Here is a 15,958-nt window from a genome sequence, read left to right as displayed (position 1 = left end):
CATCCTGTGGCACTCGGTCATGTAAAACATTGTATTTCTTGCAAACAACTGTTTGTAGAACAAACAACCGCCTCGGTTATACCAATATGAGCAAGCTCGTTTGGTGTAACACTCGGCTTGGGGCTGTTTGCAAAATGAACGGTGAAAAGCTTGCCCCCTTGTTTTTGATTTTATAAGAATCTATATTACAGATACCACCCCCATTAGGTGTGTTGCTGGGTTCAATATGGCTAGACCCATTAGAGAAACGCCTATCCTTTTCGGTGAAGATGCTCGCCGGTTTCTTGCTCGTATGCAGGAAAATCGCAAGGAATCTCCTGAAGCGCGTGCAAGACGCCTTAAAAATTACGAATTCATGAAAAAGGCTTATGAAATTGGCATGGCCGAAAAACGTGCCCGCGAGGCCGCTAATGGAGGTGTGGATCCGTGCTTCAAACAGGTGTAAAGTAATACCAAATGCTTAGAAGATTGGAATAAAAAACAGATGCCCCGCAGGGACATCTGTTTTAAGTTATAGATTCTTCGGATTCACGCCTTACGGCGTTACGCTCAGGATGACAATTGTGGGGCGTTTGCTGCCTTATTGGCATTGCAAAAGCGAAGGAGATGACTTTGCTAAGCGAGCATTCGTTGGCCGAAGGCCAAGGCCATGCGAGCGTGTAAAGTAGTCTCCGTAGCGTTTGGTACTAGTACAGCAGTGCGAACACCATGCCGGGGCGGAAGTACTTACCAGCGGTGTACTTGAGAGCCGTGCTGTGGAGCTGCATGAACAGAGCGCTTGCTTCAACCTTGTTCGACTTCGCGATGCTGTAACGACTCTCATTTCAGCAATTGCCATTCGCCTTTAACCTTCGAGTGTTCCGAATTGATGTAGCCCATTTTTTTGAGGTCGTCAATGGCTCTCTGTATGGTTCGTTCACTTACACCTAGATTGTCTGCGAGCCATGAATATTTTGCTTTTCGGTTTAGCTTAAGAGCCTTGAAAACATTCTCAACGACTTGTGACGGAAATTCGGGAATGATGAATTTTGGCTGTTTTTTTGTCTGTTTTTCTGTCTGTTTTTTTGACGGTTTTTTGCTCGAAATTGCCGTTTTTACGCTGGTTTCGACATTTTCGGTCAAGTAGCCATTAGCGACGGCTTCAGCCATCATTCGTTCCCCAAGTGGCGATTTATTTTCCCGCACAAGGACTGCGGTCTGGTAGCCGAAATCATAGATTGCTTCGCCATTTTCATTGGCCTTCAGCTCCTTTTGCACCCTTAACACGCCTCGGCTATGGCGGTTTACAAAGCCCAAAACCTTCATCGCTTCGGCGACCACGATGTTCCTGTAATCGTTCACGTTGGGGAAATTGCTCTCGTTGGCTCGACCATACAATCCGCCGTGGTTCATAATCTCGATGCGGTCGTCATACTGGTAAAATTGTATCGGTCCGTTTGTTGAATAATCCCTGTGGCAGATGGCGTTCATCAATAGCTCTCGCGTAGCCCAGTCGGGGTAATCTACTACCTGTTCTTCGCGCAGTGCGCTGACGGGTATGGGACGGCGATTTGCAATAGCCGTCTTGATGAAAGTGTCAAGTTCTGGCAAAGTCGTGCAGAGGTTTGCTTTGAACTCATGTTCCGTCAGAATGTCGCCAGAACGGTCCTTTCCTGCGAAACGGACGTATTGGATGTATGCTCCGGGAATAAACGTTCTTAGGTTCTTTGCGAAGAATAGCATTGCTGCGTTTGTTGGACAATCACGAAGAAGGTCGAAAAAACCGAATACAGTTAGCTGGTGCTTGATATCGCGATTTTCTCTGCTTTCTGCTTCGAGCTCTTCATCTGTCATCGCCTTGGGCAAAAAGTAATGCTTGAACAGGCCTAGATCCAAATCGTCAATGGTTGCGTTAAGGCACGGAGCCGAATCAAACGAGGTAACTTTAGCCCGACGTTTTTCCATTAGAATGTGTTCGTCGTTTTCGTTCGCAACCCCTTTGCGTGGGCCAATTCTTACCCAAATGCGCCCCTTGTATCTGACGGGCGGGAATATCGAAGGTTCGACCTTTACCATCACGATATCGCCTTCGTCCATCGAAACCTTTTCGACAGTCATGGAGGGTTGCGGTTGAATATTCCCGTCGGTGCGAATTGCGGCCACATTTTTCAGGATGGCGTCAGTAACGTCTATCCCTTGGACTTTCCCGTCATCGGTTACGCCCAGGAACAGATACCCCGGCTTCCGGTGGTATGGCAAGTCGTTGGCAAAAGCACAAATGGCTTGACCGAACTTGTCGGTGTTTGTTGTCGAAATGGTGCGCTCGATATGGTCGCTTTCCAAGTCGCTGAATAGTGCTTTCAATTCGTCTTTTGTCATCGTGTGTCGTGCTCTTTTGGGCAATAATATACAATTATCCGATGAATTGCGCAAGTGGGGTGGGATTTAGGACTGCTTCCGTGCCTTGCTTGCCGTGTGACTGTTGCCACGACATTCACCTTTATGTATATTTTCGTTGACATGTTGAATTAGAGTAGTACTCTTGTTCCCACTTTGAAAAGTCTGGTAAACTTTTGAGAGACTTTTGCTTCGCTACCTGGGAAGAAAACGAACGCTCACACCGATCGGGTGTGGGTCGTTGGGCGGTCGCCCGCGGCTTTGCGCTGCCATCAACGGCAGATATTTGCCGTTGTGCTTAGGGTAGTAGGTTTACCTGAGCCTTCAAAGCATAAGCCGAGCGACACCATGCCTTTTTTGTTTCCTGAAAAATGTATGGAATATCGTCGTTGCGACCTTCGAAGAGGGACGCAATCCATAATCGTCATTCTCGCGTAGGCGAGAATCGTGGGCTTTTCCGAACAAGATCGCTGCTCGCAGACTGCTCTTGGCAGAAAGGGATAAAAAATGGAAGCAGGTGACAGATATTATGAATGGTACGGTCCAACAGGAATCAATACCGAATTAAAACGATTGAATAATGGTAAAGGTTTTTCCGCTGTTCCTTCTTTTATCCCACATTTAGCCTGCAATTCGAAATACAGTGCTGCTAAGCTTAATTTTTATGCGGAACAGTTCCCTGAAGGTAACCAAAATTGGTGGAATGAATTTGAAGGGGTGACGAAGTCAGAGCTTTTGAAAAATTCGAATGACCTGGATTGGTTTTTGAAGAATACAAGAGTTGTACATGAAATATACTCACCCTTGGAGGTTCCAACAAAGCCTGGCGCGGTAGAAAAGACCGGATTATATCATCCAGAAAACATTATTCGAGAAGGCTTCACGACGCGTTTGATTTTTGGCAAACTTTGCGGATGCAAACCCCAGTATGTATTTCTTGGGATATATAAACTTGACGAGGACGCGTCTTTGGCATTTAATAATGCTAATGGTTATAGTGTGGATGCCGCATCTTTTCCGAGAAATTCAGTTCTTGCTGAAATGCGTGTAGATTCTTCCTTTCCGCAGAAAGACATTGCCGCGATTCAGTCGAACTTAATCATTTATCCTCATAGCGTTTGGGTGCGAAAGGAAGACATGTGGGGCGAAAGAACGGTCAAATTCGAATAGTAATTAATTCTCGGAATAAAACAGGAAATACATACTTTGATTAAGGAGTATGTATTTTTTTTTGACCTTTTTTACAAATCTAATCCAAAAGACGATTATATGTATAAAGATCATAAGGACTTCGCCTCCCAAAAGGACTACTAGATTATGGATAAACCGAATAAAAAAATACCCAAGATCGTTCAAAGAATTCTTGATGATTTTGAGGAAATACTGGCCGAAGATGATGTGAACGAAAATGAAGTGAATACTTGCTATGAATTGACCGAATCCGAACGTCAAATAATTGTTATGGCTGTAACTGGTGAAGATGAAAAAGGATATGTCATCAAAGACTGGGACAAAGTAATAAAGCCAATTGTCGCAAAGAATCGCAAACATTTGGATGCTCTAATTGGATTTGTTCGATATATTGCTGAATCGGAAGCTGGTATGGCTCCGCTATGTGCAATAGTTGGAATAAACGGAAATGTTGTTGATTTGGGCGTGACGATAAATTTGAATTTTTTGGATGTATCCAAGGTGACGGATATGAGTGGCTTGTTTAAGAATTTTGATGTGTCGCCGAGTCCCCAAAAAGGTTGGTTTTGTAAAATCCGCTTGGACATAAGCAAATGGAATGTATCGAACGTGACCAAAATGGCACATATGTTTGATTGCAAGAATGTGGATTTTGGAGACTTGAGTAAGTGGGACTGTTCGAAGTTTGCTGACTGCTAGATAAATTGTGGGATAAGGTTCAATCAAAAACAGGTGCCCTGCTTGGGACACCTGTTTTAATTTTTGCAGGTTGATGTACTAGTACAGCAATGCGAACACCATGCCGGGGCGGAAGTACTTGCCGGCGGTGTACTTGAGTGCCGTGCTGTGGAGCAGCATGAACAGCGCGCTTACTTCGACCTTGTTGGCCTTGGCGATGCTGCCGAATGCCTTCGTAAAGGCGGGCAGGTTGCGGGGGAGCTTCGGGCTGATGCGGCTGTCGGCAAGGAGGGCGCCCTTCTTCAGGAGTTCCTTGTGCATCTTGTCGGCGGCGGTAGCGCTGAGGCCGAATGCCTTCACGAGGGCTTCCGGGTGCAGGCGGCAAGAACCGTTGAATCCTTCCGGTGCGGCGAACGGGATGCGGGCTTCTTCGTAGAGGTTGCGGATCATGGAGTCGCCCATGTCGGCAGCCTGCTTTTCGAGGCCGTGGTGCATCATGGCGCACATAATGCTGTACTGAATGCCAATCCACACGTCGTGAGCCTGGAAGTTGAATTCATCGAGCGGAGAGCCGTCCTTACGCACAAGGTTGGCGGCACCGATGAGCGGGCTGTTGGCCTTGTAGTTCGTGTTGAATACACGGAGCAGGTTGGCCTTGGCCTTCTTCTCGTCGCTGATGGGCTTGAGGCCGAGCAGGCGCAGGTACGTGTCGGCGAGCATCGTGTCGGCGAATACGTCATCGCAGTCGTTTGCAATCTTTGCGTTCCAGCTGGCGGTAAAGGCGTCCTTGCACTGGGCGGTGAGCCATGCCTTCTTGAGGCCGCGGAGTTCGTTCTTGGAAAGTTCCACGTCGCTCGGAATTTTGCCGGAGTTCAGCCATTCGTTGATGGTCTTGAGGGCTGCCTTCACGTTCTTGCCGTCGATGACGAGCGTTTCCTTGATGGCGTCGGCGAGTTGCGGGAGCTTGTCAGCCACAACGTCCTTCGCTTCCATCGGGGTCACGAAGAAGTGGTAGTAGCCTTCGGCTTCGTCCCACAGTGCTTCATCGAATTCCTTGTTGGCGGCGTCGGCCTTGGCGTTCCAGGTGTCGGCCTGCGCCTTATCGCCGAGGATTTCGGCAATCTTGGCGGCGGCGCGGAGGCCTGCAATCCAGAGGCTACCGCAGTACACGGAAATGCCGTGGCTGGAGAGGTTGTCGAACGTGTCGTCGGTACCGTGGGTGAGCGGGAAGTTTTCGCCTTCATTCACCATCTTTTCAAGGTACTGCATGGCGGCGTAAACGGCTTCCTTGCAATCCTGCAAGTTCTGCTTGTCCTGCGTCTTCACGTAATGACGGAGAACCATCAGCACATACTTCGGAGCGAGATCCTTCCATTCCTTCACGTTGTGCCAGTCGTAGGCATCGGGTTCAGCGTCGAAGGGGCTTCCGAGGTCGTGAATCACGGCGCCACGCACGGCGCGCGGGCCTTCAAGCTTCGGATCCGGAAGGTCGGCGAACGGGTGGTTCACATATTCGTGGTGACGACGACGGTTGTCGTTTACGGCGAGAATCGCGTCACCGAAGCGCTTCATCACCACACCGTCGAGGCGCGGCATCAGGGCCATCAGGCTGAAGCTGCCGTAGAAGTAAACGTCGAGAGAGTTGAAGAACGGATAGTCGGCGCATTCGCGAACGAGGAAACGGTCTTCCTTGTCCCACACGGTGGCTTCGGCGAGGAAGCTGAGCGTGTTGATGGCGAGGCTCTTGAATTCGTCCTGCTTGGCGGCAGTCTTGTAGAGCTTGGCGACGGCCTTCTTCGGCACGAGGGCTTCGAATGCCTTGAGGCGAGCGTCGAAGTTCTTGTCGGCAGCGAGGGCTTCGACCAGGATGGCGCCCACGCGGCCATAGGCTTCGGGGAAGAACGCGGTGTACTTCTTGGCGGAAGTAAGTTTGTTCAGCTTGATTTCGGGGAAGTCGAGCACCAGGTTGAACTGGAAGCTGACTTTCTGCTTCGGCTTCAAAACGGCGGTAACGGCGACAGCACCGGCCATCGTTTCGCGGCCGCTGTAAACGTTCTTGACCCAGGCTTCGCAAACGCGGCCGCTGCGGAGAGCGCCCTTCAGCACAGAGGCTGCGTCATCCTGGTAGAACATCGGCTTCACGGAAACGTTCAGGTTGTCCTTCTTATTCCAGGCGACGGACACGCCCATGCATCCGTTAAAATCGCTTTCGGCGAGCGGTTTTTCGTTGTAGAATTCGAGGCCGCGGACTTCGCGGTCGCCCACCTGCTTGCTAAACTTGACACCCTTCGGGAAACGTGCAGACGGCACGAGCACGAAGCTAGAGTCCTGAACGCCCTGGCGGTCCTTCTTCGCCATGTAACCGGCGATGCAGTCCTGCACCTGCACGATGGTGATTTCGCGGGTTTCCTTGGTGGTATTTTCGAGAGTGAACACGGTAGCGTTCACCGGGAGGCTGGAGAGGCGTTCATCACCCGGAGTCACGTAGCTGGACTGGGTTTTGGTAATCTGCACGCCCTTGCCTTCGTACTTGGTTTCGCTCACCGGGTAGAGGGCGGCGTATTGCATCTTGGCGGCATCGTAACCAGCCTGGCCCAGGAATTCGCTGTCGTTTGCCCAGGCGGCGGTGAGGGCGCCCTGGCGCACAACCTTTTCGCCCACGACACCGTTGAAGAAGTCGATGACGGCGCTGCGGTTGAGTTCGGCACCGGCCTTGTTCAAGAGAGCTGCGGTGCGGTCGCTCCATTCGATGTGCCAGCGTTCAAAGTCGGCCTTGTTGTTATTGAAAAAGTCCTTCTCGGCGATGGTCTTGTTGAGCTTGGCCTCGGCCTTCTTCTGGTTCGCAAGTTCAGTGGCGCTGAAGAGTGCTTCGCCCTTTGCGTCCACGAGCGGGTACTTGGCGAGCATCTGCGTAAAGCCGGCAAAGTCACCGATTTCAAGCGCTGCCTTCGCGCCAATCACGGATTCGCGGAAGAAGAAGTTGTTGAAGCGGAGGTCAGAGGGCTTCTCGGTGCGGACCTGCACACCCGGCATCACGTTCATCACGGGAGTGGTGCCCGCAGGCGTGGCGGTGAATGTCGAGCCGATACCGCCGACAGCAATACCCGTGGTAGAGGGGGTCGTAGAAAGCGGGGTGTACCAGGGCTGGATAAATTCCACGGCGAGGCCCGGGGTCATCAGCTTCTGGACGGAACCGGCCTGTTTGGCGCCGGCGAGGTAATCTTTGATGCTCATAGTTATTTCCATGAATAGGGTTAAATTTTTACGAGTATAAAGTTACAAATTCTGGGGGCTTACGAATAGCGAAACCTTGCGAAAAGTGTTTACAAAATGGAGCTTTTGTAAATCGAAGCGGGGCGTTACGGGGCCGGCGCCTGAGGCCCCGTTCGAAGGGGTGAAGGAAGATCCGGCGGGAATGTTGACTTGAGATTGAATGGAGCCGGGGCTGAAGGCAGGGGGAGGCTTCCCCCCTTGCCATATTTTTTATATTTGGCCTGCTTTTTAACAAGTGATTAGGAATATGAACAAAAGATTGTTTTCGATTCTGCTTCTTTCTTTGACGGCGCTTGTTTGCGCTCAATCGGCCCCATCTTTTGCTTCGTCTGCTCCGCGTGAACATCGCGGATTTTATAGCAGCGTGTCGTTTGGTGCTGCCTATAACTGGTACAAGTCTAGCAAGGTAAATATTGAGAAAAAATACATCGGTAGTGAAGATTGGGATTCACACAAGGAACGTGAACTGGACCTATTTGAATTCGGTGGCGCAACCTTCCCGACGCTAGAATTTAAGTTCGGAACGGCCCTTGCCAATTTGGTTTCGTTCTATACGGTGTTCAATCTGGGAGCCTTCCCGGGAACGATGGATTATTTTTACGAAGAATACGATGAGATATGTTATACGAAAAATTCCTGTGTTGAAACCGTGAAAAAGGAAGAGTTCAGTGAATCTTCGTCAGATGCCTATAACTTTAGGACTTATATTGGTTTTGGCTCGACCCTATATCCGTTCATCGATAAGGCGTCCCCTTTGAATGGTTTCTTTGTAGGGGGCTCCGTCGGATATGCGTTTTTCGTGTCCGTGATTAACGATGGTGAAAAGGATGCCGCTGCAAACGGGGGCATTGGTTTTCAGGTTGAACTCGGTAAGGAATGGTGGGTGAACGACCATCTTTCTATCGGTGTGGGGCTCGGCTATGCCCGTACCAGCCTGTTTATGTATACGGTCGATTCTCATGCTTCCGACAACGTGATTTCGCTTTCGTTCAGACTCACGAGAGGATAGACCATGAAATTTGCGAAGAGCCTTTTCCTTGCGATGGCGGTAACAGTTGCCGCCTGGTCGCAAGACGATGTGGCGACGGTCGCCATGGAACCCGAATCGGAATTGCCTGGGGAAAATGTCCCGCAGAACCTGAATTCGGTTCCTCAAAAAGTACAAGCGAAGAAGGTGCGCCCTCCCTATGAACATCGCGGATTCTTTTTCAGCATGGGAATCGGATTCTCGTATTTGAGTACAACTTCGGATGAGGATGATTTAAGCTTTAGTTCGGGGGGCGGGTATTCTTATCCAGGGGATAGTTATGTTTATATTCCGCAAAATGAATACTACTATGGTAAGAAAGTTCATGAAGAAATGAGCTGCTTTGGCCTGCCGTATATAGAATATCGCTTTGGAAAGTCTATCGGCAATCTGGTGGTCTTGTACTCTATTTTCTCGGGTAGCCTTTATCGGGGCAATGCTGAGTATTTTAGGACAAATTACGGAATAGAATACTTGTATAATCAGGATGGAGTCCTTACGTCGGTGGATACCCTGAAACAGGATACGACTTTAAGAAAGGAAGAGGCTGTTGGCTTTTCCGTTTCCGCGGGACTTGGCTTGTCTATTTATCCGTTCCGAAATCCGTCTTCGCCCTTGAACGGCTTGTACATAGGGGCTTCCGGAGGTTTCGAGGGATTTGACGCCAATATGGAAGGTAGTTTCTCGATCCTTTCGACCGGAGGAATCTTTTCCCGTTACGAAATTGGAAAGGACTGGTGGGTAAGCGAAACGTGGTCGATCGGTGTGGGTTTCGCCTATATCAATGTCTACGTCATTGAGAGTGGTGAAGACGGTAAAGGTGAACGCCAGTCCATTAATCTCTTTATCAGACTCACTCGCGGATAGTTGATTCGCGAGCAAAATGGGGGCTTGTACAGGCTAATGTTTGGTGGAGCCTTGGTTTAGCCTGTACGCGATGATTGCAGACAATTCGGTCTTACCGTGAACCACAAAGCACCAGGCGTTAAGCTGGGGCGGTGGTGAGAGCGAGCGCTCTGGGGACGCACTTGTGTGATTGGGCGCGAGCGGTCTTACCGTGAGCAAAAAGCGACCCGTATTAACGGGTCGTGTTTGCGAGAGAATCGGCTTCAGAGTAAGGATTCTGTTGAATTTAGCCGATTCGGTCTAAAAAGTAAAGCCGGCGAAAATGTTGTCGCTCAGGAACGGTAGCACACCGAGAACAATCACCGAAATCGTAAGAAGTCCGATAACACCGCGTTGGCGTTTGGTCATGCGGAGCGGATTCAGGTGCTCGTCGGTATCGTCTATCCAGGCGCTCTTAATGAGCTGCAAGTAGTAGAACAGGGCAAGCACATTGTTCAGCACGGCGAATGCCACGATGCCGTAATGGCCGGTCGATGCGCCACTGAAGAACAGGTGGAACTTTCCGAAGAAACCTGCAAGCGGCGGAATACCTGCCAAACTGAACATGGCGACTGCAAGCGCAATGGCAAGCATCGGCTTCTGCTTGGAAAGTCCGCGCAGGGAGTTGAAGGTCTCTTCGCGGTGGTGTCCGATAATGCCGAAAATAAAGAAGGCGAGGTAGTTCGAAACTGCGTACACGAACAGGTAGTAAATGATTGCTGTTTTTGCGGTCGCCGCTGGACCAAGGAGCGCCACCATGATGTAACCGGCTTGAGCTATAGAGCTATATGCCATAAAGCGACGGAGCCTGAACTGCTTTAATGCGCCCAAGTTACCGACAAAGAGCGTGGTTCCTGCAAGGAGTGCGATGAACGGGGCGACCTTTTCTTGAATCGGGGCAAGGGGGCCAAAGACCAATACCACAAGGAAGGCGATGGCTGTTGCCTTGGAGGTCACCGAGAGAATTGCGGTAACAGGCGTCGGGGCTCCTTCGTACACGTCGGGTGCCCAGGTGTAGAACGGGAACAAGGTCAGCTTGAAACCGATGCCTGCAAACAGGAACAGCACCGCGATCCACAATAGGGGAGAGGTGCCGCTTGCAACGGCCTGCTGAATGGCATCGAAATGGATGGAACCTGCAAAACCGTAGAGGTAGCTGAAACCGAACAATTCGAAAGCGGTTGCCACGGAGCCCATCAAAATGTACTTGGTGGCGGCTTCGGAACCGTACTGGTCGCGTTTGTTCCAAGCGGCAAGGGCATACATCGGGATGGTTGCGATTTCAAGTCCTAGGAAGAACGTGAGCAGGTCGCAGGCCGACACGACGGTGAATCCGCCGAAGGTGGCGAATGCCATGGTGCCGATAAATTCTGCAATCTGGTGCATGGCGGGCTTGCCGTCGCCGCCGTGTTCAAAGTAGTCCTTTGCAAGCCAAATGCCAAGGAGGGCGGAGACCATGAGCACTTCGCGCATGAGCACACCGAAGTCGTCAATGTGCCAGTTCGTGATGAAGAATCTGCCGTTGCCGCTTGCGAGCGGAATGAGGTTCAGCAATACGAAAATCAGGATGAAACCGATGTTCGCGATGCGCCAAGGAACCTTCGAACGGTCGGTGCAAAAGAGCCTGCTCCCAATCACGATGAACGGGAAAAGCAGAAGCAGAAGGTCGGGGATGATAAAATAGGGAATATACATATTAAATTACCACCTCATCATAGGTGCAATACTTTGGTCGAGCATATCGGCAATCCATCCGGGGAACACGCCAATCAAAAGGAGGCAGAGCACGAGTACCACGACCACGAGCTTTTCGCGGAAGCAGGCGTCGGTGAGCGTTTCGTACTTGGCGGGCATCTTGCCGTGGAGCATTCGGTTTGCCGTCTGCAAAATGTAGACGGCGGTTGTCGTAATGGAGAGAATCGCAAGCACGGTCACGATGCGGGTGAGCGTAGAATCCTGCTGGAAGGCTCCGATAAAGATGTTGCTTTCGGCGATGAATCCGCTGAAGCCTGGGAGCCCGAGGCCGGCAAAGCCTGCGATCACGAAACCGACTCCGAGGAACGGGAGCTTGCGCATAATGCCGCCCATCTCGGTGATGTCACGGGTATGTGTACGTTCGTAAATCATGCCGATGGTCGCGAAGAAAAGTCCTGTCAGGAATCCGTGCGAAATCATCTGGAGTGATGCTCCGCGAAGTCCCACCGGCGTAAGTGCCGCGAGGCCGAGGAAAATCAGGCCCAGGTGGCTAATGGAGCTGTAGGCCGTAATGTACTTGAGGTCCTTATGACGCAGCGCAATGAAGGGGCCGAGTACTACATTGAAAATCAGGAGCGCCACCACGTAGGGGAGCCAAATCTTGGCGGCTTCCGGCATCAGGAACATTGCGACGCGAAGGCATCCGTAAGCGCCCATTTTCATCATCACACCGGCGGCAAGCATCGAAACTGCGGTCGGTGCGGCGGAGTGGCCGTCGGGGCTCCAGAAGTGGAACGGGAACAGGGAACTCGAAACGGCAAAGCCCATGAACATCAGCGGGAAAGCCCACATCTGGTAATCCATCGGGAGCGTCACCTTGGAAAGTTCCACGATACTCCAGCTGTTGATTCCGCTTTCGAAGTAGAGGCCGAAAAGCGTCGCCAAAATCATCGAGGAACCGAAGGCGAGCGTAAGGGTCAGTTTCTTACCGCCGTAGTCCTTGCGGCCCGAGCCGTAGCCTGCAATCATCAGGTACATGCAGAGTGCTTCCATTTCATAGAATACGAAGAACAGCACCAGGTCCATGCTCATGAATACGCCGTAGACGCTTGTAGCAAGGAGCTGGATGAGTGCGAAGAAAACCTTCTGGTTTCCCTTGATTTTCCAGCTGACCAGAATGCCCGCCCAGACGATGACCGCCGTGAGGAACAGGAGGAACATGTTGAGTCCGTCTGCACCGACAGAGTAGTGGGCGTTGAACGTGTGGATCCAAGGGAGATCCATGTAGTAGTGCAACAGCAACGGGGCCGATTCGGCGCTTGCGGAAGCGATGCCGAGTGTGTAGAGACGGTAAGTCAGGTAGCCCACGAGCAACAGCACCAGGGTTCCCGAAACGGCGTGGATGGTCTTGAGGAGCGATTCCTTTTGCGAGGGAATCGGAACACAGACCAGTACCGTGAAAAGAGGTATTATCCAGATTAAGTTAAAAAGCAAAGTATCCATATTCAAACCTTACCTTACAGCGGGAGTTGTCCCAAAAAACGCCACAGCAAAACGCCTACAATCAGGGTGCCCAGGTAGAAACTCAGGTTGCCGCCCTGCGCGTAACGCACAAGGTCCCCAAGCTTGTGGATGAACCAGATGCAGAATGCGAGGATTCCTTCGATAATGTAGTCCTGGATGAAACGGGCCACGCGGGCGATGCCGCCAATCACGAACTGGCGCACCACGGCGTAGTACATTTCGTCGAAGTAGAACTTGTGGTAAACGACCTTGTAGAGTGCGCTGCGGTTGGATTCGTCGAGGGCGCGTTCCACTTTTGCCTTCGGGCTTGCGTAGAAGAACCATGCAACCAGAAGTGCGACGGCGGCAACAGCGACGGCGACGTACGGGATCCATTCGGCGTGGGGGAGCAGCACCAGCTGCGGCACGCGGAGTCTACCCGGTACAAAGTAGTGCTCGAAGATTCCCTTGCCGAGGATACCGCTCAACAGGGCCGGTACGGCGAGAATCACGATCGGGAGCGTCATGAAGAAGTCTTCGTGCACATGTCCTTGCTTCACCGATTCAGAACGCGGTGCCCCGTGGAAGGCGAGGAAGAACAAACGGAACATGTAGAAGGTGGTGAGGCCGCTCGTAAGGATTGCAAGTCCGAATACTGCGTAATGGTGCCCCTGGAAAGCCGCCAGGATAATTTCGTCCTTGGAGAAAAATCCAGAGAACGGCGGAATGCCCGCGATGGCGAGCACACAGATGAGGCTGCTCCAGTAGGTGAGCGGCATCTTCTTGCGGAGTCCACCCATGGCGTCCAGGTCGTTGGTATGTACCTGGTGAATCAGGGAACCTGCGATGAGGAACAAGGCGCACTTGAAGAAAGCATGCGTAAAGATGTGGAAGGTTGAGGCTGTCCAGCCGGTGGTGATGACTGCGTCGCCGATTTTACAAGCGCCGAGCGCAAACATCATGTAGCCGAGTTGCGAAAGCGTCGAGTAGGCGAGAATGCGCTTGATATCCTTTTGCGTACAGGCGATAACGGCGGCAAAGACCATCGTGAAGGCGCCGACCCACATAATGAGCGTAAGCGAGTTTCCGCACACGGCGAAGAACGGGAAGAGTCTTGCGACCAGGTAAACGCCCGCGACCACCATGGTGGCACTGTGGATGATAGAAGAAACCGGTGTCGGACCTTCCATGGCGTTCGGAAGCCAAATATGCATCGGGAACATGGCGGACTTGCCCCAGCCACCGGTGAATATCAGGATGGATCCGATAATGAGCGCGTCTGCCTTGGAGACGACCATCAGGCCGAGGTCAATCGTTTCCTTTTTGAAGGCGGCAAGCGAAAGTCCGTTCAGCGCAAAGAAGTCGAAACTCTGCACCACGTAGCTCACGATGACGATGCCGAGCAGGAAGAAACTGTCGGCAAAGCGCGTAAGGATAAATGCCTGCTTCGAAGCGCTCACTGCAGACGGCTTATGGTACCAGAAGCCGATGAGCAGGTAGCTGGAAACACCCACGAGTTCCCAGAAGATGAACATCTGGAAAAGGTTGGTGGCGGCAACGAGGCCGAGCATACTGAAACTGAACAGCGAAAGAATCGAGAAGAATCGGCCGGCACTGCGGTCGCCCTTCATGTAGCCGATGCTGTAGATGTTCACGAGGAAAGAAATCACCGTGACGACCACGAGCATCATCACCGAAAGCGGGTCGATCAAGAGTCCGATTTTTGCGGCGAAATTTTCCGCAAAATTCAGGAACGGGAAATCGAACAGGACTGCCTTCTGCGGGGCGAAGGTGGAGCTGAAATAGTGAACCGCGACAATCAGCGCGGAAACCATGGCGATGCCGTTTCCGACGACGGCAAACGCTGCGGCCGCCTTGTCGGATTTACGACCGAGGAAAAGGCCGTTCACCGCGAATACGATAAGCGGCATCAAGAAGATTAAATAGCTGATGGAAACGTCGTTAATCATGGAGGTCCCTCAACTGTTCTACGTCCAGGCTCTTGTAGCGGCGGTACATCGACACGATAATCGCAAGGGCGATAGCCATTTCGCAGGCGGTCACCGCAATCACGAAGATGCTGAAGAGTGCTCCTGCCGTGGAGTCCTTCGCGCTAAAGTAGGCAAATGAAATAAAGTTAATATTCGCTGCGTTCAGCATGAGCTCGATGGAAATCAGCATGCCGATCAAGTGGCGGCGGCGCATCAGGCCCCACACGCCAATGCCGAAAAGCAGGAATGCGAGAATAAGGCAATTCATCAGGGTCATTTTTCTTCTTCCTCCTTGCCTTTGCGGGCGATGGTGATGGCGCAGATGAGCGTCATCAGGAGAAGGATACTCACGACTTCGAACGGAATCACGAATCCGTCTTCGCCGTAGCCAAGCAATCTAAGGGCGAACGCCTTGAGCGATGCGTAACCTTCGGGGGCGAGGGCCGTTCCGCTCGACAGACCTTCAATCGGCAACAGGCACTTGACCATCACCAGCACGAAGATAATCGAGAGCGCAAACGCGGCGAATACTCTCGGAATCTTCACCGCGAAGGCGTCTTCGCCGAGGCGGCTCGTCAAGAGGATGGTGAACACCACGAAAATCACGACGCCGCCCACGTAGACCATCACCTGTGCAAGCGCGGTAAATTCCGCATGCAGGAGCAGGTAGAGAATGGCGGTGGCGACAAAGCTGAAAATCAGGAAAACGGCGCTCTGCAAGATATTCTTGACGGCAACCGTGCAGACTGCGGTGACAAGGATAATAAAGGCTACCAGGTAGAATGCCAAATCCATTCCGCCCATGGGGAAGGCGACATTCTGTGGGATAAGCCCAGCCAACAGATTCTGGATCATTAGCCTTGGCCCTCCTTTTTATTAAGAATCATTTCGAGCGTATTCGGGTCGGTCGTGGCGACTTCGAATGCCTGGCTCATGCGTATAGCGCCAAACGGACAGGCTTCGACGCAGAGCCCGCACTGGGTGCAGCTCGCGAAGTGGTAAACATAGCGGCCGAGTACCTTTTTGCCCGCGATGTTCTTGGTCGAAAGCACGTTGATCGAGGCGTTCGGGCAAGCGCGTTCGCACATGCCGCAAGCGGTGCAGTGGTTGTTTCCGTCGGCGTCCTCGATCATTTCGAGGCGACCGCGGTAGCGTTCGTGCATCTTGAGTGTCTTCCTATTTTCAGGATACTGCTCGGTCACGATGCGTCTGGGGTCAAAGAAATACTTGAGCGAAACAGACAAACCGCAAATCAGGCTCCATGGGCCCGTAATGCAGCGTTTCAGGTAACGCTTGATGTATCGGCGTGTTGAAATTCTTTCTTGCATATTATAAAAGG

Annotated in this window: 13 protein-coding genes; 5 read left to right on the top strand and 8 right to left on the bottom strand. The window is 51.7% G+C overall.

Features of this window, described 5'->3' with window-relative positions; translation table 11 throughout:
• The first annotated feature begins 226 nt into the window (after positions 1–226).
• Entirely contained in the window at positions 227–445 is a 219-nt protein-coding gene (locus Q0W37_RS00350; RefSeq protein ID WP_297697679.1) for a hypothetical protein, read from the top strand.
• A gap of 374 nt (positions 446–819) precedes the next feature.
• Here the strand turns inward: Q0W37_RS00350 and Q0W37_RS00345 are convergent, their stop codons facing one another.
• A complete protein-coding gene (locus Q0W37_RS00345; RefSeq protein ID WP_297697677.1) occupies positions 820–2,358 on the bottom strand; it encodes an RNA-binding domain-containing protein in 1,539 nt (512 codons plus the stop codon).
• Positions 2,359–2,883: 525 nt separating this feature from the next.
• On the opposite strand from Q0W37_RS00345, the gene Q0W37_RS00340 reads away from it, so the two are divergent.
• On the top strand, positions 2,884–3,546 hold the full coding sequence (locus Q0W37_RS00340; protein WP_297697676.1) for a hypothetical protein: 663 nt from the start codon (positions 2,884–2,886) through the stop codon (positions 3,544–3,546).
• Positions 3,547–3,693: 147 nt separating this feature from the next.
• A complete protein-coding gene (locus Q0W37_RS00335; RefSeq protein WP_297697674.1) occupies positions 3,694–4,266 on the top strand; it encodes a BspA family leucine-rich repeat surface protein in 573 nt (190 codons plus the stop codon).
• A 78-nt stretch (positions 4,267–4,344) separates the two neighbouring features.
• On the opposite strand, the gene Q0W37_RS00330 is transcribed toward Q0W37_RS00335, so the two are convergent.
• A complete protein-coding gene (locus tag Q0W37_RS00330) occupies positions 4,345–7,479 on the bottom strand; it encodes a GH116 family glycosyl hydrolase (RefSeq protein ID WP_297697672.1) in 3,135 nt (1,044 codons plus the stop codon).
• Between the two features lie 286 nt (positions 7,480–7,765).
• Here Q0W37_RS00330 and Q0W37_RS00325 point away from each other — a divergent pair, with 286 nt between their 5' ends.
• Positions 7,766–8,527, top strand: coding sequence for a hypothetical protein (locus Q0W37_RS00325; RefSeq protein ID WP_297697670.1), 762 nt, complete (start codon positions 7,766–7,768; stop codon positions 8,525–8,527).
• A gap of 3 nt (positions 8,528–8,530) precedes the next feature.
• Positions 8,531–9,412 (top strand): hypothetical protein, encoded by an 882-nt coding sequence (locus Q0W37_RS00320; protein ID WP_297697669.1) that lies wholly within the window; start codon positions 8,531–8,533, stop codon positions 9,410–9,412.
• 279 nt (positions 9,413–9,691) lie between these two features.
• Here the strand turns inward: Q0W37_RS00320 and Q0W37_RS00315 are convergent, their stop codons facing one another.
• Genes Q0W37_RS00315 through Q0W37_RS00290 form a run of 6 tightly spaced genes read right to left on the bottom strand, consistent with a single transcriptional unit; the run spans position 9,692 to position 15,947 of the window.
• Positions 9,692–11,125, bottom strand: a complete 1,434-nt coding sequence (locus Q0W37_RS00315; RefSeq protein WP_297697667.1) for an NADH-quinone oxidoreductase subunit N — start codon at positions 11,123–11,125, stop codon at positions 9,692–9,694.
• A 6-nt stretch (positions 11,126–11,131) separates the two neighbouring features.
• Positions 11,132–12,628, bottom strand: coding sequence for a NuoM family protein (locus Q0W37_RS00310; RefSeq protein WP_297697665.1), 1,497 nt, complete (start codon positions 12,626–12,628; stop codon positions 11,132–11,134).
• 14 nt (positions 12,629–12,642) lie between these two features.
• The gene (gene nuoL, locus Q0W37_RS00305) at positions 12,643–14,598 is read right to left on the bottom strand and encodes an NADH-quinone oxidoreductase subunit L (protein WP_297697663.1); all 1,956 of its coding nucleotides are present in this window, start codon (positions 14,596–14,598) and stop codon (positions 12,643–12,645) included.
• The gene (nuoK, locus tag Q0W37_RS00300; protein WP_072798596.1) at positions 14,591–14,896 is read right to left on the bottom strand and encodes an NADH-quinone oxidoreductase subunit NuoK; all 306 of its coding nucleotides are present in this window, start codon (positions 14,894–14,896) and stop codon (positions 14,591–14,593) included. Before nuoK ends, nuoL begins: the two co-directional genes overlap by 8 nt.
• Positions 14,893–15,474 carry an NADH-quinone oxidoreductase subunit J gene (locus Q0W37_RS00295; RefSeq protein ID WP_297697660.1) on the bottom strand — a complete coding sequence of 194 codons (582 nt, stop codon included), beginning with the start codon at positions 15,472–15,474 and terminating at the stop codon, positions 14,893–14,895. The genes nuoK and Q0W37_RS00295 overlap by 4 nt, the downstream gene beginning before the upstream one ends.
• Entirely contained in the window at positions 15,474–15,947 is a 474-nt protein-coding gene (locus tag Q0W37_RS00290; RefSeq protein ID WP_297697658.1) for a 4Fe-4S binding protein, read from the bottom strand. The genes Q0W37_RS00295 and Q0W37_RS00290 overlap by 1 nt, the downstream gene beginning before the upstream one ends.
• Positions 15,948–15,958 lie beyond the last annotated feature (11 nt).

The sequence above is a fragment of the uncultured Fibrobacter sp. genome (assembly GCF_947166265.1).
GTDB lineage: Bacteria > Fibrobacterota > Fibrobacteria > Fibrobacterales > Fibrobacteraceae > Fibrobacter.
This window is presented reverse-complemented; position numbering and strand designations above follow the sequence as displayed.

What these genes read in the sequence shown, in the direction of transcription:
- Q0W37_RS00350 (WP_297697679.1), top strand. Translation starts at nt 227, where the DNA reads ATGGCTAGACCCATTAGAGAAACGCCTATCCTTTTCGGTGAAGATGCT.
- Q0W37_RS00345 (WP_297697677.1), bottom strand. Translation starts at nt 2,358, where the DNA reads ATGACAAAAGACGAATTGAAAGCACTATTCAGCGACTTGGAAAGCGAC.
- Q0W37_RS00340 (WP_297697676.1), top strand. Translation starts at nt 2,884, where the DNA reads ATGGAAGCAGGTGACAGATATTATGAATGGTACGGTCCAACAGGAATC.
- Q0W37_RS00335 (WP_297697674.1), top strand. Translation starts at nt 3,694, where the DNA reads ATGGATAAACCGAATAAAAAAATACCCAAGATCGTTCAAAGAATTCTT.
- Q0W37_RS00330 (WP_297697672.1), bottom strand. Translation starts at nt 7,479, where the DNA reads ATGAGCATCAAAGATTACCTCGCCGGCGCCAAACAGGCCGGTTCCGTC.
- Q0W37_RS00325 (WP_297697670.1), top strand. Translation starts at nt 7,766, where the DNA reads ATGAACAAAAGATTGTTTTCGATTCTGCTTCTTTCTTTGACGGCGCTT.
- Q0W37_RS00320 (WP_297697669.1), top strand. Translation starts at nt 8,531, where the DNA reads ATGAAATTTGCGAAGAGCCTTTTCCTTGCGATGGCGGTAACAGTTGCC.
- Q0W37_RS00315 (WP_297697667.1), bottom strand. Translation starts at nt 11,125, where the DNA reads ATGTATATTCCCTATTTTATCATCCCCGACCTTCTGCTTCTGCTTTTC.
- Q0W37_RS00310 (WP_297697665.1), bottom strand. Translation starts at nt 12,628, where the DNA reads ATGGATACTTTGCTTTTTAACTTAATCTGGATAATACCTCTTTTCACG.
- nuoL (WP_297697663.1), bottom strand. Translation starts at nt 14,598, where the DNA reads ATGATTAACGACGTTTCCATCAGCTATTTAATCTTCTTGATGCCGCTT.
- nuoK (WP_072798596.1), bottom strand. Translation starts at nt 14,896, where the DNA reads ATGACCCTGATGAATTGCCTTATTCTCGCATTCCTGCTTTTCGGCATT.
- Q0W37_RS00295 (WP_297697660.1), bottom strand. Translation starts at nt 15,474, where the DNA reads ATGATCCAGAATCTGTTGGCTGGGCTTATCCCACAGAATGTCGCCTTC.
- Q0W37_RS00290 (WP_297697658.1), bottom strand. Translation starts at nt 15,947, where the DNA reads ATGCAAGAAAGAATTTCAACACGCCGATACATCAAGCGTTACCTGAAA.